Source organism: Gluconobacter sp. OJB (genome assembly GCF_039638275.1).
GTDB lineage: Bacteria > Pseudomonadota > Alphaproteobacteria > Acetobacterales > Acetobacteraceae > Gluconobacter > Gluconobacter cerevisiae.
Map to the genome: position 1 here is coordinate 996,149 of NZ_JBDIWH010000001.1, position 22,369 is coordinate 1,018,517.

The 22,369-nt window shown below is 61.8% G+C and carries 20 protein-coding genes; 3 read left to right on the forward strand and 17 right to left on the reverse strand.

Annotated features, from left to right (window positions below):
- Nucleotides 1-41 precede the first annotated feature (41 nt).
- From ABDK74_RS04585 to alkB, 4 genes are read right to left on the reverse strand one after another with little or no spacing between them, the layout of a single operon-like run.
- On the reverse strand, nt 42-503 hold the full coding sequence (locus tag ABDK74_RS04585; RefSeq protein ID WP_346002879.1) for a hypothetical protein: 462 nt from the start codon (nt 501-503) through the stop codon (nt 42-44).
- Nucleotides 500-1,714: a nicotinate phosphoribosyltransferase gene (locus ABDK74_RS04590; protein WP_206033143.1), complete on the reverse strand. Its 1,215-nt coding sequence runs from the start codon at nt 1,712-1,714 to the stop codon at nt 500-502. Before ABDK74_RS04590 ends, ABDK74_RS04585 begins: the two co-directional genes overlap by 4 nt.
- Nucleotides 1,714-3,102: a class II 3-deoxy-7-phosphoheptulonate synthase gene (locus ABDK74_RS04595; protein ID WP_206033432.1), complete on the reverse strand. Its 1,389-nt coding sequence runs from the start codon at nt 3,100-3,102 to the stop codon at nt 1,714-1,716. The genes ABDK74_RS04590 and ABDK74_RS04595 overlap by 1 nt, the downstream gene beginning before the upstream one ends.
- Nucleotides 3,103-3,149: 47 nt before the next feature.
- A complete protein-coding gene (gene alkB, locus ABDK74_RS04600) occupies nt 3,150-3,803 on the reverse strand; it encodes a DNA oxidative demethylase AlkB (RefSeq protein ID WP_346002880.1) in 654 nt (217 codons plus the stop codon).
- Nucleotides 3,804-4,012: 209 nt separating this feature from the next.
- Between alkB and ABDK74_RS04605 the strand changes: the two genes are divergently transcribed.
- Both ABDK74_RS04605 and ABDK74_RS04610 read left to right on the forward strand, forming a co-directional pair.
- The gene (locus ABDK74_RS04605) at nt 4,013-4,426 is read left to right on the forward strand and encodes a hypothetical protein (RefSeq protein ID WP_346002881.1); all 414 of its coding nucleotides are present in this window, start codon (nt 4,013-4,015) and stop codon (nt 4,424-4,426) included.
- A 66-nt stretch (nt 4,427-4,492) separates the two neighbouring features.
- Nucleotides 4,493-5,317, forward strand: a complete 825-nt coding sequence (locus ABDK74_RS04610; RefSeq protein WP_206033137.1) for an alpha/beta fold hydrolase — start codon at nt 4,493-4,495, stop codon at nt 5,315-5,317.
- Nucleotides 5,318-5,323: 6 nt separating this feature from the next.
- On the opposite strand, the gene ABDK74_RS04615 is transcribed toward ABDK74_RS04610, so the two are convergent.
- The 3 genes from ABDK74_RS04615 to ABDK74_RS04625 all read right to left on the reverse strand — a co-directional run bounded on the left by ABDK74_RS04615 (nt 5,324) and on the right by ABDK74_RS04625 (nt 9,755).
- The gene (locus tag ABDK74_RS04615; protein ID WP_346002882.1) at nt 5,324-7,363 is read right to left on the reverse strand and encodes an FUSC family protein; all 2,040 of its coding nucleotides are present in this window, start codon (nt 7,361-7,363) and stop codon (nt 5,324-5,326) included.
- Nucleotides 7,364-7,443: 80 nt separating this feature from the next.
- A complete protein-coding gene (gene gorA, locus ABDK74_RS04620; RefSeq protein WP_346002883.1) occupies nt 7,444-8,838 on the reverse strand; it encodes a glutathione-disulfide reductase in 1,395 nt (464 codons plus the stop codon).
- Nucleotides 8,839-8,867: 29 nt separating this feature from the next.
- Nucleotides 8,868-9,755: a ferredoxin--NADP reductase gene (locus ABDK74_RS04625; protein ID WP_194254312.1), complete on the reverse strand. Its 888-nt coding sequence runs from the start codon at nt 9,753-9,755 to the stop codon at nt 8,868-8,870.
- A gap of 135 nt (nt 9,756-9,890) precedes the next feature.
- On the opposite strand from ABDK74_RS04625, the gene ABDK74_RS04630 reads away from it, so the two are divergent.
- Nucleotides 9,891-12,398 carry a helicase-related protein gene (locus ABDK74_RS04630; protein ID WP_346002884.1) on the forward strand — a complete coding sequence of 836 codons (2,508 nt, stop codon included), beginning with the start codon at nt 9,891-9,893 and terminating at the stop codon, nt 12,396-12,398.
- Between the two features lie 39 nt (nt 12,399-12,437).
- On the opposite strand, the gene ABDK74_RS04635 is transcribed toward ABDK74_RS04630, so the two are convergent.
- The 10 genes from ABDK74_RS04635 to ABDK74_RS04680 all read right to left on the reverse strand — a co-directional run bounded on the left by ABDK74_RS04635 (nt 12,438) and on the right by ABDK74_RS04680 (nt 22,329).
- On the reverse strand, nt 12,438-13,052 hold the full coding sequence (locus ABDK74_RS04635; RefSeq protein WP_194254311.1) for a helix-turn-helix domain-containing protein: 615 nt from the start codon (nt 13,050-13,052) through the stop codon (nt 12,438-12,440).
- Nucleotides 13,053-13,303: 251 nt separating this feature from the next.
- A complete protein-coding gene (locus ABDK74_RS04640) occupies nt 13,304-14,083 on the reverse strand; it encodes an META domain-containing protein (RefSeq protein WP_346002885.1) in 780 nt (259 codons plus the stop codon).
- 12 nt (nt 14,084-14,095) lie between these two features.
- On the reverse strand, nt 14,096-15,358 hold the full coding sequence (serS, locus tag ABDK74_RS04645) for a serine--tRNA ligase (protein WP_346002886.1): 1,263 nt from the start codon (nt 15,356-15,358) through the stop codon (nt 14,096-14,098).
- Between the two features lie 24 nt (nt 15,359-15,382).
- Nucleotides 15,383-16,168, reverse strand: a complete 786-nt coding sequence (gene tatC / locus ABDK74_RS04650) for a twin-arginine translocase subunit TatC (RefSeq protein ID WP_346002887.1) — start codon at nt 16,166-16,168, stop codon at nt 15,383-15,385.
- Entirely contained in the window at nt 16,165-16,776 is a 612-nt protein-coding gene (tatB, locus tag ABDK74_RS04655; protein ID WP_346002888.1) for a Sec-independent protein translocase protein TatB, read from the reverse strand. Before tatB ends, tatC begins: the two co-directional genes overlap by 4 nt.
- Before the next feature lie 9 nt (nt 16,777-16,785).
- On the reverse strand, nt 16,786-17,385 hold the full coding sequence (gene scpB / locus ABDK74_RS04660; protein WP_346002889.1) for an SMC-Scp complex subunit ScpB: 600 nt from the start codon (nt 17,383-17,385) through the stop codon (nt 16,786-16,788).
- A complete protein-coding gene (locus tag ABDK74_RS04665; protein WP_194254305.1) occupies nt 17,382-18,140 on the reverse strand; it encodes a ScpA family protein in 759 nt (252 codons plus the stop codon). The genes scpB and ABDK74_RS04665 overlap by 4 nt, the downstream gene beginning before the upstream one ends.
- A gap of 10 nt (nt 18,141-18,150) precedes the next feature.
- Nucleotides 18,151-19,305: an SPOR domain-containing protein gene (locus tag ABDK74_RS04670; protein WP_346002890.1), complete on the reverse strand. Its 1,155-nt coding sequence runs from the start codon at nt 19,303-19,305 to the stop codon at nt 18,151-18,153.
- The gene (gene argS / locus ABDK74_RS04675) at nt 19,302-21,110 is read right to left on the reverse strand and encodes an arginine--tRNA ligase (protein WP_346002891.1); all 1,809 of its coding nucleotides are present in this window, start codon (nt 21,108-21,110) and stop codon (nt 19,302-19,304) included. The genes ABDK74_RS04670 and argS overlap by 4 nt, the downstream gene beginning before the upstream one ends.
- Nucleotides 21,111-21,153: 43 nt before the next feature.
- Nucleotides 21,154-22,329 carry a deoxyguanosinetriphosphate triphosphohydrolase gene (locus tag ABDK74_RS04680; protein WP_346002892.1) on the reverse strand — a complete coding sequence of 392 codons (1,176 nt, stop codon included), beginning with the start codon at nt 22,327-22,329 and terminating at the stop codon, nt 21,154-21,156.
- Nucleotides 22,330-22,369: the final 40 nt, after the last annotated feature.

Genomic DNA, 22,369 nt, shown 5'->3' on the forward strand with positions numbered 1-22,369 from the left:
ATGCAAAGAAGGGGAACATGCCCCTTCCCTGCATCAGGTGTTCAGTGGCGGATCACTTCGTGGCGGTTTTCGTCGTCCTCGTCGTCATCATCCGGCGGCCCGGCGATTTCCTCATCATCGACGAGGCGACGCGGATCAATGGCGCGCCAGTCACGCTCCATCGGGGTCGCGCGGCTGGCCGCGAAGTCCTCGAGTTCCGTGGAGGACTTCCAGCCATCCTCGCCAGCGTCCACAACTTCGGCGTTTTCGCCGAAAGCGAACCAGTTTTCGATCACTTCCTTGCTACTCGCACCCGGAGTGCGGCAGCGCTCGATGCTGTCGCGGACGTAAGCGCGGGCATAGGCGTTGGCGTGCATCAGGTCGATGAAGTCTTTGACCACCTCGACCGTGTCATCCTCGCCTTCCGAAGCGCCGGACAGGTCGATGATGCGTACGCTCCACGTTCCCGTCTGCGGGTCGTTTTCCGGGGCGCCTTCGACAGGGTCAATCGTATCGTCGGTCATGAAATGTCCTTGGATGTCTCGTGGCTGTCACGGACCTTCTGGAGCAGGAACTCGCGTCCGAGTTTGACGCGGGGCTGCCCGTCATAGGCCACGATATCAGCCGTTGCATAGGTTTCGGACCAGCGGTCGGGAATGAAGGACCCGCTGCCGATCACGTCGATCGGGGCATGAGCGTCCCGCATCGTCGAACATTTGGCGACGTTGAAGCCGGAAGAGGCAACAATCCTGACATGATGGAACCCTGCATGATCCAGAGCCTCCCTCATCCGCCAGATCGCCGCCGCCGACACACCCGTTCCCACCAGATCGCGCAGTTCCTGATCGGAACGATAGCGGCGGATGGTGCCCGGCGTGTGACGCTCAAGCACACCATATGAGGTCTGGGGGTCCAGTCCTTCAAGGAAGCGACCGCCATGCGTGTCCAGACGGACACTCAGATGACCCTTTGCAGCACGCTCGGGGAAGCGGCGGCAGACGGCGAGCGCGTCCGTGATTTCCTGACCAAAGTAATCCACCAGCACCGTCAGCGGATCGTTCGGATAGACCTCGTCATACATCTCCGCCGCACGCAGCGTGGAGCCTGCATAACCGATCAGGGCATGGGGCATCGTGCCCAGACCGGCATCAAGACCGAAGAAACCGGCCGTGGCATCATTAGCATTGCCGATGAAGCCACGAGCGCCTTCCTTGCGGGCCGCTCGGGAGCCGACGCCCGCCGCATAGGCCATCTGTTCCTGCATCTCAAAGCCCGCGCAGTGACGGGCGTCCATGGCGAGGAACGGAATGGAGGGGAGCGCCATGGCCATCTGATAGGCGTTATGGGCTGCCACGCAGGTCGAACCGATCCGCTGGAGCACCAGCGTTTCCAGCGGCGCCAGACGGCTGAAACTGCCGGTCAGGTACAGCAGCGGCTCGCCCGCCCCGACCCACTCGCCTTCGGCATACATTTCCCGGCATTGAAGATCGAAGCCCTGCGCCTCCGCCACGTTCTTCAGCCACTGCGTGACCAGACCGCACGCCGCAATCACCGGGCGGCGGATGAACACCGCATAGGTGACGCGGGAATCCCCGAAATGCTCCACGATATGCCGCGTTCGCCCGAAATAGGCGTCCGTCCGCGCTTCGATGGTTGTCTCGTCCAGCGGGCCGAGAGTACCAAGCGCGCGCCGGAGCGCGGCCTGTGGAGTATTCTGGGGATCGGAAGCGGTCATTATTTCTTTCCTGCTCGTCCCGTCAATTCCTGAGCAAGAAGGAAGGCCATTTCAAGGGACTGTTCCGCATTAAGGCGCGGATCACAGAATGTTTCATAGCGACCGGCCAGATCATCCTCGGTGAGGCACTGGGCACCGCCGATGCATTCCGTGACGTCCTGACCGGTCATTTCGAGATGGATCCCGCCCGGACGACGACCCGCTGCCTCGAACACATCGAAGAAGCCGAGCACTTCGCCAAGAATATTGTCGAAAGAGCGGGTCTTGATCTTGCTGGCCGTGGTCGTGGTGTTGCCGTGCATCGGATCGCACAGCCAGGTCACGGTGCGGCCCGTGCGGTTCACGGCATCAAGCAGCGGCGGCAGATGCTCGCGCACCTTGTCCTTGCCCATACGCGAGATCAGCGTGATGCGACCGGCCTCGTCATTCGGGTTCAGGATTTCGAGCAGCTTTTCGAGATCCGCAACCGTCGTGGTCGGGCCGACCTTGATGCCGATCGGGTTCTGCACGCCGCGCAGGAATTCGACATGCGCGCCGTCGGGCTGACGGGTGCGATCGCCGATCCACAGGAAATGCGCCGAGCAGTCGTAATAGGCACCGCTCGTGCTGTCCACGCGGGTCAAAGCCTGTTCGTACGGCAGGAGCAGGGCTTCGTGAGACGTGTAGAATTCCGTCTCGTCGATCTGCGAGGCCGAGCCGTCAAAGCCGCAGGCCCGCAGGAAGGAGAGAGTCTCGTCGATGCGGTGGGCCAGATCCTGATAGCGCGCCGCGAGCGGAGAACGTTCCACGAAGCCCAGATTCCAGCTATGGACCTGATGCAGGTTCGCATAGCCGCCATGCGCGAAAGCCCGGAGCAGGTTCATCACGCCGGCGGACTGGAAATATCCGGTCTCCATCCGGCGCGGATCAGGAATACGGGCTTCGGGTGTGAATTCGGGGCCGTTGATGATGTCGCCGCGATAGCACGGCAGCGTCACGCCATCGATCGTCTCGGTATTGGACGAGCGCGGCTTGGCGTACTGTCCGGCCATGCGCCCTATCTTCACGACCGGAACTTTGGCAGCGAATGTCAGGACCACAGCCATCTGGAGCAGGACGCGAAATGTGTCGCGCACGATGTCAGCCGTGAACTCGTCGAAGCTCTCGGCACAGGCGCCGCCCTGAAGGACGAAAGCCTCACCGCGCGAGGCTGCGGCCAGACGGGTCTTGAGGCGACGGGCTTCCCCCGCAAAAACCAGCGGTGGATATCGATGCAGACGAGCTTCGACAGCAGCAAGCGCCGCTTCATCCGCATAGGATGGAGCCTGGACGATGGGGCGGGAACGCCAGCTTGCAGGAGACCAGGACATCGTGTTGGTGGACGTCGGGGTCTGGCTCGAGGGGTGCATCAAATGCCCTCCGGAAGGATGTGAATGCAGGAGTTGCGGGGGGCTGGTTATGGCCGAAAAAGCGCGACGTTGATAGCGCGAAACGTCAGATTGTATCGCATGGCACCTGTCTGCGGATGGAATGTTTCGCGAATGCGGGAGACCCCGTGCCATGCAAAGCGCGATGCCCCACCCCAGACCACGACATCCCCGTCCAGAAGTTCGATGACGCACTTCGGATCGCCCCGGCTCGTACCACCAAACGCAAAACGTGCTGGGATCCCAAGAGAAACCGACACGACCGGCGCTTCCGGCCGCCCCTCGTCACGGTCCTGATGCAGCCCCATGCCCGCTCCCGGCGCGTAGCGGTTGATGAGGCAGGACGCTGGATCGAAGCCGTCATATCCCGCTTCCGCTGCTGCCCGGACAGCCAAATGACGAAGTGCGTCCGGCATAGCGGGCCAGAAAAGGCCGGTCTGTGGATCGGTTCGGGTGTAGCAATATCCCGATGGATCGGCAGTCCAGCCACAGGCGCCGCAGGAGGTCATGGCGGCGGACATCGGCCCCATGCGCGTGTAGAAATGCCGGAAGGGCGCGACGGCGCTCACATCCGCAATGGCCTGATGAAGCGCAGGAGCATCCGGCAACGCAAAGCCGGGCAACCATACCGCGCCCTCTGCCAGAACGGTTTTGGGGCGCAGAGATGCGAAAAGATCCTCCATCAACCTCTCTCCGAACGGCGATAAAATTTCCCGAATTTCGGCATGACCCTGCATATGGGAACGTTGCACAGGAAAAGAACTCTTGAACCCGGCTCAAAGCAGGCCGATTATAAAACGATATGCCGCCTTGCCGATGAATGTCAGACCATGACGTTATCAGAACTCTGCAAGGCAGTTTTGTTGTCATGATCGGCCAAGGACTGGATCACATGTTGTCCTCTTCCCGTTTCTTCTGCCACGCCCTGCTGGCGACTGCCCTGCTGGCAGGGGCGGCACAGGCCCAGACCGCGACGTTCGGTCAGCCGTATGCCTCCGGCACGACCCTTCCCGTGCAGCCGAATCAGGGGCAGACGGACGCCAAGCAGCAGGCCACGACAGGCGGCGAGCATTTCCGGGCACGCGGCCATCGCAAGCCGCCTCCGGGCTATTCCGATACGCCATCCAACGATTTCGAGCATGGTCCGGACCCGGATCATGAGGCGGGTGTGGAACGTGATTCCGTAACGGGCGCAAACCTCTCCAAGTTCGGATCGTCCTATCAGGGTAGCAACAACACGCAGTCCGGCCAGCTCGGCGACGCCACCGGCAACGGCTATGTCGCGCCGCGCGGAAACGGCTGGTAAGGCACGCAACCAAAACCCCGGCAGCAAGTTCTGGTCTTCGTATGACTTCCTTCGAGGATCAGAACCATGCCGTATATCACCGCCACTGATGGAACGAGCCTTCACGTCAAGGATATGGGGGCAGGCAAGCCTGTCGTCCTGATTCATGGATGGCCCCTCACCGGGGACATGTGGGAAAAACAGACTCTGGCACTGGTGGAGGCGGGTTATCGCGTCATCACCTATGACCGGCGCGGCTTTGGCCAGTCAGGCCATCCGGTCGACTGCTACGACTACGATACCTTCGCCGACGATCTGGCGGTCATTCTCGAACAGCTCGATCTGTGGGATGCGACGCTGGTCGGCTTCTCCATGGGGGGCGGCGAAGTCGCCCGCTATCTGAGCCGACATGGTCGCTCGCGCATTTCCAAAACCGTCCTGCTCTCGTCCGTCGTGCCGTTCCTGCTCAAAACGTCCGATAATCCTAAAGGCGTGGACATTGCCGTGCTCGACGGGATCAAGCAGAAAATCCGTCAGGACCGTTTTGGCTTCCTGAAAGATTTCATTCCAGACTTCTACGGCGTCAGCATGATCCATCACCCCGTCAGTCAGGGCGTGCTGGACTGGTCCTTCCTGCTGGCCAGCATGGCTAGCCCGATGGCCACGCTGGACTGCGTGGATGCTTGGGGCACGACCGATTTCCGTCCGGATCTTCAGGCCTTTACCGTTCCGACGCTGGTGATCCATGGAACAGGTGATTCAACCGTTCCGGCGGAAATTTCTGGCGAGAAGGCCGCAGCGGCCATTCCGGGTTCGACCTGGATTTCCTATGAAGGCGCGCCGCACGGGCTGTTCATGACCCATGCCGAGCGGGTGAACGAGGATCTACTCCGCTTTCTCGCCACACCCTGAGACGCGTCAGAACGCGCCTTTGAGAAACGCCCTGCTGACCGGCATTTCAGTGCGCACGATCAGCAGGGACCCGATGGCCAGAACCAGATCATGGCGGATCGACGGGTCCTGCGACTGGCGTTCCAGCGCATAGAGTTCGTCGAGGGTCGGGTCGATGGTCGCGGTTGTGTGCGTCAGAGGCAGCTTACGGCGGGACAGGTTGCGGACCAGCCCGTCCACTGCAGCCACCGCAGTGTCCGGCAGGCTTCCGTGCTGCGCGAGTTTACGCAGCATCAGAACGTTTCGTCCGACCGTCAAAACCGAAAGCGTTCCGCGCAGCATGGCCTCCGCCCGGTCGCTGGACAGGGAGCCCGCAAAACGCACGGCGCGCTCCATGCTCTGCGTACCTTCATTGATCCAGACATATTCGTCCATCACGACACCCGGCAGCGCCAGACGTCGCAGACTACGCTTGAGCTGATAGCGCAGAACTTCACCCGCACGGGCCGGGGTAAATGGCAGAACGGCACGGAAGATGATCACGCCCGCCCCCAGGCCCAGCAGCAGGGCAATGGTGGTGTTGAACCAACCGAGTTCGTTGATACGTCCCTGATTGTCCATCCCCAGAAGGAACGGAAAGAACGTGCCATAGGACGCCGCCATGACCGCCGTGGACGGATTGCGAGCGGCCAGACCGCCTATCATCATGAAGAATCCGACCACAAGGCAGAAGAACGGATAATTCGCCGTAACCGGCATGACGATGAAGACCGGGATGATGCTCGCCAGAGCCGCAAAAAACGCACCGTAGAAAAATGCGGAACTCAGCAGCACGGTGTTCTCGAAAGTTGCGAAACGCGCGCAGACCACAGCGATAAAGGTCAGGAACACACTCCCCTGCGGCCAGGCCGTGACTTCCCAGACATAGGCGCCGAACAGTAGCGCCACAGTCGTGCGGATACCGTTGCGCATGGACGCGCGCCAGTCTGGATTTCGGGTCAGGCGATGGCGCTCCGAGACCGGCGCTCCATCCACGCTGGCCCGATAGGACCGCATCGTCTCACACAGATCGGACAGCATGACTTCCACGCCCGTCAGGATGATGCCCTCGTTCAGGGAATCCTCGTCGTCGCGGGGCAGAACGGTCTGCATACGCCCGCGACACTCCGCCAGAAGGGCCTCGGCCTGCACCAGAGCACCAATTCCGCGACGATCCGTCACCAGACGCTCCGGCAATCCGTCCAGCGCATTGGCCATGTTTTCCAGAAACGGTCGCAGGGCTTCGGGCTGGTGCGTCACGGAGGTCATGCGGGTGCGCAAACCCAGTCCACGCGACAGGACACGCGCAACCAGCCCAAGCGTGACATAGGCGTGTTCGACCTCGTTGCCTTCGCTGCGGATCTCGATGCGGCTGAATTCAATCTGGTCGCTGGAAGCCTGAAGAGACCCCAGCAGCGCGGAGAGATCATCCGTCGCGCCCGTTTTCTGGCGCAGAACGGCCGTCAGCGCCGGGATGGCACGGCTCAGAATGGCCTGAAGACGGTTCCGCAATTCTTCACGCGCGCGTCCGGCGACATTGGGAAGCGCAATCATGCCCATCGCCGTCTCGCAGATCACACCGAGGAAAATATAGGTTCCCCGCGCCATTGCGATGTTGAAAACATGGTCAGGCTCTTTCACCGCTCCGAGTGCGATGATGGTGCAGGTATAACCCGCGAGCACGAGGGCATAACCGCGGAAGTTGTGTGTCAGCGTGGCCAAGCCGGCGCATAACCCCACCCAGATGGCAAGGGCGGGCAGGAACAGCCAAGGAGACTGTGGAAAAGCCCCCATGAGCACGATGGCCATCACCATCCCGATGACGGTACCGACCAGACGCCAGCGCCCTTTGGAAATACTCTCGCCGCGCGAATTCTGGGCAACGATCCAGACGGTCATGGCGGCCCATTGCGGCTCACCGAGTTCCATCCACAACGCAATCGCCAGCGCCAGAAGCGAGGCGACCGTAGTGCGGAGGGCGAACATGACGGACGTGATGGACGGGGCAAACAGCCAGCCAAACTTCATGCCCGGTCTTGCCCTTCAGAAATTCTGTGACGGCCCGACTGCCGGGCCTCCGTGAGACCAGTACGCGCCGTCATGATGTGTCAGCCTGCTTTTCGGGGAACGTGGCGTGTGAGGCTTCGCATGGTCACGAATTCCTCTGCGCTGGTGGGGTGCAGGCCGATCGTGCGATCGAAATCCCGCTTCGTCAGCTTTGCCGTAATCGCAATGGCAAGGCCCTGAATGATTTCCGGCGCATCCGGGCCAATCATGTGGGCACCGAGCACGATCTGGCTCTTTGTGTCCACGACCAGCTTCATCAGGTTCTTGCCCTTGCGGCCCGAAAGCGCCTGGCGCATCGGTGTGAAGGTGGACGTGTAGATGTCCACGTCATGATTCTGCACGGCTTCTTCTTCGGTCAGACCAACCGTTGCGAGCGGCTGGGAGAAGAACACGGCCTTGGGCGTCGTGGCGAAGGACCATTCACGCCCCGGTTCGCCAAACAGCCGCTCGGCGAGGATATGACCTTCGGCAATGGCGGTCGGCGTGAGGTTGTAGGTGTCCGTCACGTCACCGATGGCGTAGATGCCGGGCACGTTGGTCGTCGCATCATCGGGCTTGGCCGGAATACGGCCGTCCCATGTGGCCACACCCGCAGTCTCGAGCTTGAGCGGGGCCAGATTGGGATGACGGCCCGTCGCCATAAACACGCAATCCGTCTCGATAATCTCGCCGCCTTCAAGATGCAGACGGAAAGTCTCGCCAACCTTCTCGATCCGCTCCGGACAGCGACCGGGATGCGCCTTGATGCCGTTTAGCGGCAGCAGTTCGGAAAGATGGGCGCGCAGTTCATTGTCGAAACCGCGCAGAGGATGCGACTGGCGGAAGACCAGATCGACCTTCGACCCCAGCCCTGCAAAAATGCCCGCAAATTCAAGCCCGATATAACCGCTGCCGATCACGGCGACGCGCTCGGGACGATCTGCCAGATGGAAGGCATCGTCCGAAACAATGGCGTGTTCAGCACCGGGAATATTCAGGCGCGTGGGCGTGGAGCCCGTGGCAATCACGATGTTCCTGGCCCGGATACGCTGGACCGACGCGTCCGGTGCGAGTTCGGACGGGCCGATTTCAACCGTGTGGGCGTCCACGAAGCTGGCATCGCCCGTAAACAGCGTGACCCCCGCCTTTTCCAGCATCGAGACATAGATGCGGTTGAGGCGCTCGATCTCGCGATCTTTAGCGCTGATCAGCGTGGACCAGTCATGCGCGACCGGTGCGACGTCCCATCCATAGGACGGGGCATCGGCGATCTCGCGGCCATAATCGGCCGCATAGACCATCAGTTTCTTGGGGACGCAGCCCAGATTGACGCAGGTTCCGCCCCAGTGACGGCGCTCCGCAATCGCGACGCGCGCTCCGTTCTGGGCGGCAATGCGCGCGCAGCGCACCCCGCCCGAACCGGCACCAATAACGAACAGATCAAAATCCTGCATCATTCCGGCCTTTCGTACCCTGTTATCAAACCTCACCGCTCGGCGAAGGCCTTCTCAACGACATACGAACCCTGATGGCTCATATTGCCTTCCTCAAAGCCCATACGCTCCAGCAGGGCTTCGGTATCGGCCAGCATTTCCGGCGAACCGCAGATCATGACGCGGTCATGCTCGGGGTCCAGCTTGTCGATACCCAGATCTTCGAAGATCTTACCCGTCTCGATCAGCTTGGTGATGCGATCGGTCACGGCATAGTCTTCACGGGTCACAGCCGGGTAGTAGCGCAGCTTGCCGGCAACGAACTCACCGAGGAACTCGTGCTCCGGCAGTTCGTGGCGAATGTGGTTCTCATAGGCCAGTTCGCCCGAAATGCGGACGGTATGGCTGAGGATCACGTTCTCATAGCGCTCATAGGCCTCGGGGTCTTTGATGAGGCTCATGAACGGCGCCAGACCCGTGCCCGTGGATAGGAAATACAGGTTGCGGCCCGGCTTGAGGTTATCGAGCAGCAGCGTACCAACCGGCTTGCGGCCGATCAGAACCGTATCGCCCACCTTCACATGGCGCAGACGCGAGGTCAGCGGGCCATCGGGAACGGCAATGGAGAGGAACTCCATGTTGTCTTCGTAATTGGCGGACGCGATCGAATAGGCGCGCAGGAGCGGCTTGCCTTCGACTTCGATGCCGATCATCGCGAACTGACCGTTCTCGAAACGAAGGCCGGGGTCGCGCGTCGTGGTGAAGCTGAACAGGCGGTCCGTCCAGTGATGGACCGTCAGCACCTTGGCCGGATACAGATGTGCGTATTCCTTGCTCGGCTCGGCAAGGCGATACTGCTTCGGATGGCCTTCGAACGGCACCAGGCCGGTCAGAGGCTCGTCGATCTCGGGGGTGGGGGCGGCAAAAGTCGGGTTAGACATGTCTGGTTCTGTCTCCGGGGCGGAACGGATAACAGGTCTCGGACCTGATAAGGGTCGGGTCTTTTAGCCCAATCGTCACCGCTCGGGAAACCCATGCGCGTTGAAGCGCATGCCAGAATGACGCACAAGACTCTTATGACAGACGACTCCATGCCGGACGCCCCTCTTTCCGACACTCTTTCTCCGGCCGAACGCGCCCTTCAGCGGGCCGAGGCTGAATTCGGAACTTCGCTCGACATTACATCGCGCGAGCGTCCTGCCCTGCTGCGTCAGGTCGCACGCAGGCTGGAAGGCCCGGAAGCGACCCTGTCCCATGACGGGTTGATCGAGGCATTGTGCGTCGTGCGCCGCAAGACATGGGCGTCCCAGCTCATGAATCTGTGTCGCAGGGCCGGTGAAGTCTGGGTGAGCAAGGCCGACACGCAGGAGGCGGCGGCTCGCACCCATGACCCGCGCGCCGACATGCCTGCCCTGCGCCGGATACTGGACGATGTCCTGATGACGCGCTGGCAGGAGATGGGCGATTCTCCGCGCGCCGTTCTGGAAGATGTCCGCGCCGATCTCGCCGACACCGGACTGATCCTGTCGAGCGGTCAGCTTGAAAAACTCTCACAGAGCATTGCTGCCGCCTTCGGCAGTGTCGATCTGGGCTTTGAGGACGATCTGCGGATTGCGGAAGAACGCCGCGCTCGTGAACAGGCGGACATTCAGGCCCGCGCCGAAGAACGCAGGGCACGTGAGCTTGAACGACTGCGTCAGTGGGAAGATGGACTCGTCAGCTTCGACGATCTGCCCGGCGTCCTGCACTGCTCCCGCCGCGAGGCCCTGCGCTGGATTGCGGAAAACCGGATTCCCGTCGCCCGCCGCGAAACGCGGCCGGACGGAATCGAACTGTTCTTTTTCGATCCAACAGAACTCAAGCGGCTCCGGACCTTCCTGCCGCAATGGCGTAGCGGAACGAAAGACCGGCCGGAAGTTCTGGATCTGGGCAACAAGGCGGGCAATGCGGCCATTGCCCGTGTCGCAGCGCTGGACCGGTTCGCGGCTCATTTCCGCACAGCGCGCTCCCTGAAACGCCGCATCACGCTCGTGACCGGGCCGACGAACTCCGGCAAGTCCTATACCGCTCTCAATGCGCTGGCGAATGCCGAGAGCGGTCTGGCGCTCGCTCCACTGCGACTTCTGGCGCATGAATTCCGCGAGTCCCTGCTTTCACGCGGCGTTCCGGCATCCCTGTCCACGGGCGAGGAGCGGATTGAAATGCCAGGCGCACGCCATCTGGCCGCAACCGTGGAAATGTGTCCATTTCACAACCCGGTGGATGTGGCGATCATCGATGAAGCGCAGATGCTGGCTGATCCAGACCGTGGCGCCGCGTGGACGGCAGCCATCATGGGCGTCCCGGCACGGCATGTCTTCATTCTTGGCGCGCCGGACTGCATCCCCTTGGTCAAGCGCATCGCCGAACTTTGTGACGATCCGGTGGACGAGATCCATCTCGAACGCAAAAGCCCGCTCAAAGCGGGTGAGACGCTGCATCTCGATGAGCTGAAGCCTAGCGACGCCGTCATTGCCTTTTCGCGCCGCGAAGTGCTGGATCTGCGCGCGGAACTCATGGCGCGCGGACGTCGTGTGGCCGTGGTTTACGGCGCTCTGAGCCCGGAAGTCCGGCGTGCGGAAGCGGCTCGCTTCAACAATGGCGAGGCCGACATCCTCATTGCGACGGATGCAATCGGTATGGGGCTGAACCTGTCCATCCGGCGCGTGGTGTTCAGTGCGCTGCGCAAATTCGACGGACGTCAGACGCGCGATCTGGTCTCGCAGGAAGTCAAACAGATCGGCGGCCGCGCCGGACGCTACGGCAAGCATGAAAACGGACTTGTCTGCGTACTGGCTGGTGCGGGTAGCCCGACCTTCGTCAAAAAGATGCTGAGCGCGCCTCCTGAGGTCGTTACGGAACTGCGCCCTCTGGTGCAGCCGGATTCGGATATCGTCCGAGCTGTTGCCGAAGAAATTGCCAGCGACAGTCTCTATGGCGTTCTGACGCGAATCAAACATGCCGTTCTGCGTGCGGATGACCCGAACTACCGCCTCGCCGACATGGAACAGGCGCTGGAAATCGCAGCCGCTCTGGAAGGTGTGGAAAACCTCGATCTTTCGACACGCTGGACGTATGCCATGTGTCCGATTGACGAGCGGGATAATGGGATCCAGCGTCTTGTCCAGTGGGCGGCGGATCATGCGGCCGGACGCCCGGTTCCACCACCAGGAACAGGGCGCCTTCCACATCCTGAACAGGCGGGACGTGAGGAGCTGGAGCGGGCCGAGAAGCGGCACAAGCGGCTAGTGGCCTGGCGATGGCTCGCACTGCGCTTTCCGGACGCCTATCCGGCCCGTCAGGACGCGGAAATCAACACGTCCATCCTCAATGACTGGATCGAACAGGTTCTGCGGACTCAGAGCCGGATGCGCGAAAGCCAGAAGCAGCAGCGTGTTGGCGGGCGTCCGGGGCGTGGCGGAGAGAGATCCGTGGGTGGATCGGGAGACAGGAGTTCTTTTTCGGGGTCGAAAAAGTCCGGCGGCCGGACTTTCCCTGCGAAAGGCAATAAGCGCTCAGGGCCTTCGCGCAGGCGGCCCTCATAATCCGTCCGGCCAGCTTAAGATCAGGCAGGCAGCCGTTGATCAGACTGGCTTGGGTGGACGGGGGGGCTTTGCATTCTGCCCCTCACTTTCCTTATGACGGACGCGCCGCTCAATCCATTTCTGGGCTTGAAGTTTAATGAGCGGATCAAGCTGTCGGTAGAGAGTGACCATCGTACTTTCGTCTGGCGTCAGGGTCGCCTGAATAGCTTTGTAGGCCATCCCCGTCAGCAGCACTTCCGGTTCCACCCCCAGAACGGCGGCGAGACCTCCCAGATGCTTTCCGACATGGCCTGAACGGCCTGTCTCCCAGAATGCAACGGCTGAACGCGAAATTCCGACTTTTTCAGCAAGCTGCTGCTGACTCAAACCTGCCATTTCCCGCAGAAGCCGGATACGGCGACCAAGCTCAAGCCCTGGAGAAAGTTGTGCATACGGAATGGAATCTTTGGTCAATACGGCCTCTGTCTCTCTGATCCATGCCCTGTATGCTACTTCAGAAACCTGCGTTAGAGCGGCCGGAGATCCCTCAACCCTAAAACCGACATTCCCTTCAGAAAGCGTTATGATCTCCCTCACTACACCCGCAGCCTGATCGGGGGCAGCAACAAAGGACGTCCATTTCTGCCCGAGCCCGAGCTGGAGTGTCTTTTTCATGCCTAAACCTCCGACCTAATAAAAGCAGTGCGCTCCGTCCTGCGACAAACACTCTCCACTCATCAGAGTTCTCTCACCGTAACGAGAGATATTTTGCCTGCTTGATCTATTCAAAAAGAGAGCGATAGCTGGATCAGATTAGTCCTGTTTCCCTTTTCAGGGAAAGAGGGACGATACCCCCCTGCCCTTTTAAAAAACATGCAGGACAAGATTTTTACTGAAAATCAGTCTCTTAGAAGCTGAAAAAATGATTATTGGGCATCTTGTGGGACGAGTATCATCGCAGCGCCTTCGCCACGTCCATGCAGGACGAGATGATTTTCACCCTCCCGCGACCATGACATCACAGTCGGCAGAAACGCACTGATCTGCTGTCCGTGCGCCATGAGAGGCGGCAGGCAGGCCAGACGCGTCATGGCCAGTGGTTGAAAGCGGAGCGTCTGAGCTTCAAGCGTGAAATGGCCCATCAGACGGTTACAGCCATCCGTTCCGTAAACCGTGCCATCCTGTTGCAAAGTCAGACCCGGCGCTTCAGACGTGTTGGGGAAGTTCAGGTTGCCAATACTCTGGATTCGCCATGTTCCATAAGGCGCGCGGACGACCGTTTCCGCGACACGCCGCAGCAGAAGCTGCGGGCGGTCGAGGGGCGCGCCTCCATCCGGCGTAGCGAAGAGACGCCGTCCCTCGACCGTGATTTCCGCGTTCAGCACATAATGACCGCCCGACGGCAGCACGGGATAGGTCAGGGTATAGGGAATGGGTACGCCATGATGGATTTCTGAGCGCTGCTCGGCCATGACGAGGGGAGCGCCATGCGTGGCCCCCGTGTCTTCAATCCAGACACTCAGGACCGCGCCCGACGGCAGGGCCATGCGCTCACGGTACAGAGCCTGACCGTGCAGCGTGCGCATGGTATCCGCCTGATTCGTTGCCGAATTCGCCGCCGGACTGGCGGCGTAAACAGACGCACTGGACAGGAAACACCCTGCGACCAGCAGGTTCAGGGCAAAACAGCGGAGCGTGATCATCATGCGTCAGTGTCCTCAGCCGATGCGGTTCAGCCCGCCCATGTAAGGACGCAGAACCTCGGGAATATCGATGCTGCCGTCTTCGTTCTGGTAGGTCTCCATGACCGCGATCATCGTTCGGCCAACAGCAAGACCGGAGCCGTTAAGCGTGTTGACGAAGGCCGGTCCATTTTCTGCACGATAGCGCGCATTCATGCGGCGTGCCTGAAAATCGCGCGTGTTGGAGCACGAGGAAATCTCGCGCCATGCCTTCTGGCCCGGAAGCCACGCTTCCAGATCGAATGTCTTGGCCGCACCGAACCCCGTATCGCCTGCGCAAAGCAGCAACCGGCGGAACGTGATGCCCAGACGCTCCAGAACCGCCTCGGCGGCCTGAGTCATGCGTTCATGCTCGGCCTCGCTGTCTTCCGGACGCACGACCGATACCAGCTCGCATTTGGTGAACTGGTGCTGGCGCAGCATACCGCGCACGTCGCGCCCGGCGGAACCGGCTTCGGAGCGGAAACACTGCGAGAGCGCGGTCATGCGGATCGGCAGGGCATCGGCGGGCAGAATATCGCCCATGACGGACGCCGTGAGCGGGACTTCGGCGGTCGGGATCAGCCAGCGGCCATCTTCCGTCCGGAACGAATCCTCGGCGAATTTGGGCAGCTTGTCCGTGCCATACATCGCGTCGTCATTGACCAGAAGCGGCACGCTGGTTTCGCTGTAGCCGAACTCGGACGTGTGGATATCGAGCATGAACTGGCCCAGAGCGCGCTCCAGACGAGCCAGTGCGCCACGCAGAACCACAAAACGCGTGCCGGACAGTTTGGCAGCGGTTGGGAAATCCATCAGGCCCAGCGCTTCGCCGAGTTCAAAATGCTGTTTCGGCTCGAAGGTTAGTTCGCGCTTCTCGCCACGGACATGAACGACAACGTTGTCATCTTCGCTTCTGCCGTCCGGGACGGAGGTATCGAGACGGTTCGGCAGGGCTTTCAGTACATCGTCGATGCGGGTCTGGATCGTGTTTGCGCGCTCTTCCAGCCCGGCGATCTGGTCACGCAGGGCCACGGCCTTTGCCTCGATCTCAGCGGTGTCGAGGTTCTGGCGCTTGAGCAGGCCGATTTCCTTGGCGATCGTCTTGCGGGCGGCCTGTGCTTCCTGAAGCGCGGCCAGAGCGGCCCGGCGCTCCTCGTCTTCGCTGACGAGCTGCTGTCCCACGGGTGACAGGCCCCGACGTGCGAGAGCAGCGTCAAAAGCGGCCGGGTCGGCGCGCAGGGCTTTCAGGTCATGCATGGTTCAGGGCTCCGGCAGGTGTCATCAGTCTTCATCGACGGCCATCGGTTTCGGTTCCACGAACCGGGCCGTCAGGATGGATACCTCGTACAGTGCGACGAGGGGAATGGCGAGGCTCAGCATCGTAATCGCATCCGGCGGCGCAATAACGGCTGCAACCGCAAAGGACGCAACGACAGCATAGCGGCGGAAGCGCTTGAGCTGCGCCACATTCAGCAGCCCCACACGAACCAGCAGCGTCAGGATAACGGGCAGTTCGAAACAGACCCCGAAAGCGAGGATCATTTTCGTGACCAGCGTCAGATATTCCGACACCTTGGCCTGAAGTTCGATCTGCATGCCGCCATCGGTGTTCTGCGGCGTCTGAAAGGACAGGAAGAACTGCCACGCGTAAGGGAACACAACGTAATAGGCGAGTGCCGCGCCAATCAGGAACATGATCGGCGTTGCAATCAGGAACGGGGCAAAAGCGCGTTTCTCGCTGCGATACAGGCCAGGCGCGATAAAGATCCAGGCTTGGATGGCGATCATGGGAAAGGACAGGCAGGTCGCGCCGAAAACGGCCACGCGGATATAGGTGAAGAAGGCCTCATACAGCGCGGTGTAGATCAGGTGCGGCTGTTCACCGTTTTTGCGCATGATGTTGCCGAGCGGAGCCGCCAGAAAGCGGTAGATTTCGCCCGAAAAGTGATAGCAGATGGCAAAGGCGATCACGAAGGTCACGATCGACCAGATCAGCCGTTTGCGCAGTTCCACGAGATGTTCGAGGAGCGGCATCGGCGTGTCGTTGATGCTATCGGTGTCGGTCATTCGCCGTCCTTTCCGCTCGCGATGGGGATGCGCCGACCGGCATGGATGGCCCGGACGGGCGGCAGGATATCGGGCGCGCGCCAGCGGGACCGTTCATGCTGGAGACGCCGTGCCGTGCTGGGTGGAAGAATGGACGGAGCGCCCGCGACATCTTCGTTGACATCCGGCTCCTCCTGCACGGGCAGATCCACGGCTGGCTCGAACTGCGGGCGGGCATTGTAGGGCACCGTTTCCAGATCGGTCAGGGACGATGCAGGCGGCGGCGGAAGCGGCGGGGCGGGCGGGACCTTTGGCAGTGCGGCAGCGGACGCTTTCGTCGGCACATCCAGTTCCAGACTGCGGCGGATGGAATTATCGCCGTCGATGGCTTTCGTCACGCGGTCGCGCAGGTTGAAACTCTTCAGATCCCGGAACTGGTCCCGCGCCTCGGACAGATCGGCCTCACGGACCATCTCATCCACATGGGACTGGAACTCCGAGGCCATGCGCCGCATCGCCTTCAGCCCGTTGGACAGGGTGCGGATGGCAACCGGCAGGTCCTTCGGGCGGATGAACACCATCGCCACCATCACGAACAGCGCGATTTCCGAGAAACTGAAGTCAAACATGCGACATTCCTAGCCTGTCTGCTCCGTTCCGCCTACGGCAGAACCGTGCGGGGCATCGTCTTCCGCTTCCGTGGAGGCCCGATCCAGCAGGAAATCTTCCCTGCGCGGCAAACCGGCAAGATCCGAAAGGGCAAAACTTTCCAGAAAATGCGCCGTGGTGCTCCACAGGACAGGCCGACCGGGCACTTCCTTGCGGCCTTTTGGCGCGATCAGGCTGTCTTCCAGCAGGGCGTCAAGCACGGCCTGTCCGAGCGAAACACCGCGAATGGCCTCGATTTCAGCGCGGGTGCAAGGCTGGTGATAGGCCACGATTGCCAACGTTTCCATCGCCCCCCGGCTCAGGCGACGCGGTTTTTCCACGACTTTCGTTAGAGCCGAGGCATATTCGGGGCGAGTGCGGAACTGCCAGCCACCCGCGACCAGCACCATTTCGATGGCATGATCGGTATAGAGTGCACGGACCGCCTCCACGGCCTCATCTGTTGCCACGGCAACGGACTGGGCCTTCAGAAGCTCTGCAATTGCAGACGGTTTGACGGGTTCGGGACTGGCGAAAACCAGTGCCTCCACCAGACGGCAGGCCCGATCGAGGCTTTCGGAGTCGGTCATGATGCAGGGCGCCACTCAATGACTCCGAAAGCCTCGGGCTGACGCAGTTCAAGCGCCCCGCCCTTCGCCATTTCCAAACCGGCCAGCAGCGTCCCGGCCAGTGCTGCGTTGCGTCCGTATGGCCCTTCCTCTCCGTCCAGTTCGTCCGGGTCCGGCAGGAGGGAGGTCAGGGTGTGCCAGCCGACCACGCTGTCCGTTCCGAGAAGGCGTTTGAGGCGGGACAGCGCGTCCTGCACGCTCCAGTAGCGCCGGGCGCGAGGCGCATAGACCGTGCGGCGGCCTGTTCTGCGCCGGGCGGACAGATAGGCCGTAATCAGTGCGGGCATTTCCACACGCAGGCCCGAGCGATCGATTTCGGTATGGTCCTCGCCCTGCCCGCGCCGGAACACGTCCAGACCGAGCCGAGGTTGTGCGGCCAACCACTGGGCGGCGGCGCGCATCCGTTCGAGTTCGATCAGGCGTTCCTGAAGAAGCTCAATCGCGTCTTCGGCGTCCGGGTCTTCGTTTTCGGCTGGGAGCAGGAGTTTTGATTTCAGCCACGCAAGCCATGCCGCCATGACGAGCCAGTCCGCCGCCAGTTCCAGCCGCAGGCTCCGAGCTTCCGCACGGGCCTTATCCACAACGGCCAGATATTGCTCCACCAGTTGCAGGATAGAGATTTTCGCCAGATCCACCTTCTGTTTGCGGGCAAGGTCGAGGAGCAGATCCAGCGGCCCCTCGAACCCGTCAAGCGTCAGATGCAGTGTCTCGCTCAAACGCCAGCGCTCAGAACTGGGCTGGCGTACAGGCGACGGACTGCGCGTGCAGCTTCACACAATAGGCCCGCGCGGCTTTCAGATCCGCAAATCCGCCGATCCGCAGACGCACGAACGTATGGTCGCCACGCGTGGTCTTCTCGAACAGCGGCGTATGCCCGGCGAACAGGGCCGGAGCCTGATGGCGCAGGCTGTCCCATTCCTTACGGGCCGCAGCCTCACTGTCGAGCGCGCCCAACTGCACTTCATGCGATCCGGACGGGACATCCGCCTTGGAGGCCGTTTTCTCGGAAGCAGCGGTCTTTGGCGGCGCGACGCTTTCGGGTTCAGGCACGGGAGCGGGAAGCGGCTTTTCAACTGGGCGAGCCGCGTGATGGACGGGTGTTTCTTCCTTTTTCGGTGCCACTTTTGGAGCTTCTGCCGGAGTGTTCGCAGCAGTATTCGTCGGAGCCGAAGGCTGAGCCTGCGGTTTTTCCGGAGTCGTGGCAGGCGGTGTCGCGGGCTGGGGCTGTTCCGGTGTAGCAGATGCGGTTGCATCCGGGCTGTTCACAGGCGCCGTCGCAGAAGAGGTGCTGCCCGCAGTTGCGGGAGGGGCTGCGGAAGGCGCGGTGGCAGCCGGGGTCGCATCGGTTTTCGCGGGATCTTGCGCCGGCGTTCCCGGGGGGACACCATACTGACGGGCCAGGGCCTTCGTATCGGGCTGTTCGGGGCCGGGCGCGAGGTGCGCCTCGCCGTTGCCGGTCATGTCAGTTGCGCCATCGTCACTGCTCATGATCTGCATGCCGCCAGGGTCGGCGGGACGATCCTTCACGGGACCCGGTGGTGGCCCGATAATGGGAATGCCACCGTGATGGCTGCCCATAAGCGACCAGCCACCGACCGCCAGCATCAGCACGACGCCGATACCAACCGCACCGCCGACCAGCTTGCGCGTTGCGGGATCATTGCCCAGCAGGGATGTCAGACGTCCAGCACCAGCGGCAGTCGCGGGGGCAGCGGGGCGACGGCGCGGCGTGGGTTCGTCATCATAATCGTTGCTCATGCGCTCACGCTCGAAACGCTGCTGCGGGCGTGGTCCTGAAGCCGGGCCCGCAGGTTGTTTCGGGGTGCGGCCATAATCGCCGGGATCGGAGTTTCCGCGTCCCTGATCGTTTTCCGGGCTCATCGCATTTCCTCCACCGGCACGACGCCGAGAATGGTGAGGGCACAGCGCAGCGTTCCCGCAATCGCCGAGACCAGCGCCAGCTTGGCCAGGCTGGTGGCGCGGTCGTTCTCGTGCAGGAAGCGCAGTGTCGTGTCTTCGCGGCCCCGGTTCCATAGGGCGTGGAAGTCGGATGCCAGATCAATGCAATAGGTCGCGATCCGATGCGGCTCGCGGGCCGTAGCCGCGGCTTCGACACTGCGCGGGAAAGCCGCCAGACGACGCAGGACGGCGAGTTCGACGTCCGAGGACAGGTTGGAGAGATCGGCTTCGCACAGGGCTTCCGGCGTCACAGACTCTGCGCCGAACATTGTCTCTGCCGAGCGCAGGACCGAACGGCAGCGGGCGTGGGCGTACTGAACGTAGAACACCGGATTATCGCGCGTCTGGGCGACGACGGCGTCCAGATCGAATTCCATCTGTGCGTCGGCCTTGCGGGTCAACATCGTAAAGCGCACGGCGTCCTTGCCCACTTCGTCCAGCAGATCGCGCAGGGTCACGAACGTACCGGCGCGCTTGGACATCTTCACCGGTTCGCCGTTCTTCACGACGCGCACGATCTGGCACATCACGACTTCAAAGCCGGTCTTGCCATCCGTCAGGGCGGAAATGGCAGCACGCATGCGGGAAACGTACCCACCGTGATCGGCACCGAGGACGTCGATCAGGACGTCGGCATTTTCGGCCTTCTGGGCGTGATAGCCGATATCGTTGGCAAAGTACGTATTGGTGCCGTCGGACTTGCGGAGTGCGCGGTCCTGATCGTCGCCAAATTCGGTGGAGCGGAAGAGCGTCTGCGGGCGGGCTTCCCAGTCTTCCGGCATCTTGCCCTTCGGCGGCTCCAGTACGCCTTCATAGAGCAGGCCCTTGCTGTCGAGCTTGGCGATCGCGGCATCCACGCGACCGCTGGCCAGCGTCTCGGCTTCGCTGGCGAAAACTTCGTGCGAAATGCCCAGCGCTTCCAGATCTTCGCGGATGGCCGCCATCATCTGCGTCAGGGCTTCACGACGCACGGTCTCGAACCAGACGGACGGATCTGCCGGGCCACCTTCGGCATTGGCGAGCGCGCGGCCATGCGTTTCAGCAATGCTTTGTGCGACCGGGATCAAATAATCGCCCTGATATTGCAGACCGTTCGGAGTCAGGGCACCGAATTCGTCTGCCGGGATGTCCGTGCCGATGGCCTGAAGGTAACGCCAGTATGTGGCCCATGTCAGGGCAACGACCTGCGTTCCAGCGTCGTTGATATAGTATTCGCGCGTCACCGGGCTGCCTGCGGCTTCGAGCAGGTTCGCCAGCGCGTCGCCCACCACGGCGCCACGGCAGTGACCGACATGCATCGGCCCTGTCGGGTTGGCGGAGACATATTCCACGTTCACGCGCGTCCCCTGCCCCATCGTCGAGCGGCCATAACGGTCGCCCGCCTTGAGAACGGAAACGGCCACGCCCTGAAGGACTTCAGGCTTGAGCGTCAGGTTTACAAAGCCCGGACCGGCGGCTTCGGCCTTTGCGATCCCCGGAAGTTCGGAGAGTTTTGCGACCAATTCAGCCGCAATATCGGCGGGTTTGCGGCGCGCGGGCTTGGCGGCCAGCATCGCAGCATTCGTCGCCATATCGCCGTGGGACGGGTCGCGCGTGGGGGTCAGATCGACGCGCTGCACCACCTCTTCCGGCAGGCCGGGGACGACCGATCGCAGAGCGTCGCACACCTGAACCCGGGTGCGGGCAAAGAGACAGTCAGTCGTAAGGGTCGTGGTGTCAGCGGCCATTTCAGCTCGATTCCTGTAACGCGTCTTCAAATCAGAGGCTCTATCAGCCCAGCACGGAGAGGTCCGTCAACCGTCGATGTTCTTCCATCGCGAAACGATCGGTCATTCCTGCAATATAATCAGCCACCAGACGCCTGCGCTGCACGTCATCGGCGGCTTTCGCACGGCCCCGCAACGGATCGGGCAGAAGGCCGGGATCTTCGGACAGGATATCGAAAATTTCGCGCACGGCGATCTTGGCCTTCCGCGCCATGCGGTTGACACGCCAGTGCCGGTACATGCGGGCATAGAGGAACTTGCGGATGGCCTTGTTGGCTTCACGCATTTCCGGGCTGAACGCCACGACGGGATATCCGGCATGGCGGATATCGTCGGCCGATTGCGGATTGAGCGCTTCGAGGTTGCGACGCGTCTGGTTCGTCAGGTCGGTGGCGAGCTGGTTTATGACGACGCGAATGGTTTCGTGACGCACGCGCTGGGCCTGATCGGACGCCTCACGCCCGATCAGACGCTCCATCTCGCGAGACCGGCGCAGGGCGTCTCCGACCAATGGCAGGTCTTCGATATCCTCGAAAGACAGCAGCCCGGCGCGTAGACCGTCATCGAGATCGTGGCCGTGATAGGCAATATCGTCCGACATGGCGGCCACCTGCGCTTCGGCGGACGCATGACTTTGCAGATCCAGATGATGTTTTGCGTCGTATTCCACAAAATAGGGCGTCGGGCGTTTGACCGGGCCGTTATGTTTGGCCAGCCCCTCCAGCGCTTCCCATGTCAGGTTCAGACCATCAAAGGCGTGGTACCGGGCTTCGAGCGCAGTCACGAGGCGCAGGGACTGGGTGTTGTGGTCGAAGCCGCCCCAGTCCTTCATCGCGAGCGCAAGAGCGTCTTCCCCGGCGTGGCCGAACGGCGTGTGGCCGAGATCGTGGGCAAGCGCCACGGTTTCGGTCAGGTCCTCGTTGAGGTCCAGATTGCGCGCGATGGAGCGGGCGATCTGCGCGACTTCGAGCGAATGCGTCAGGCGTGTGCGAAAAAAATCGCCTTCGTGATTGATGAAGACCTGCGTCTTGTATTGCAGCGTGCGGAAGCCTGCGGAATGCAGCACGCGATCGCGGTCCCGTTGCCAAGGCGAGCGGCCTGGGCTTTCCACTTCGGGGTAGAGTCGGCCCCTGAAATCCGTAGGGGAGCCGGAATCCTGTACCGCGTAGATCGCTACCATCAAGACATGTCCTGCGTGAGCCGTCGGGCCGGGAGAGCGC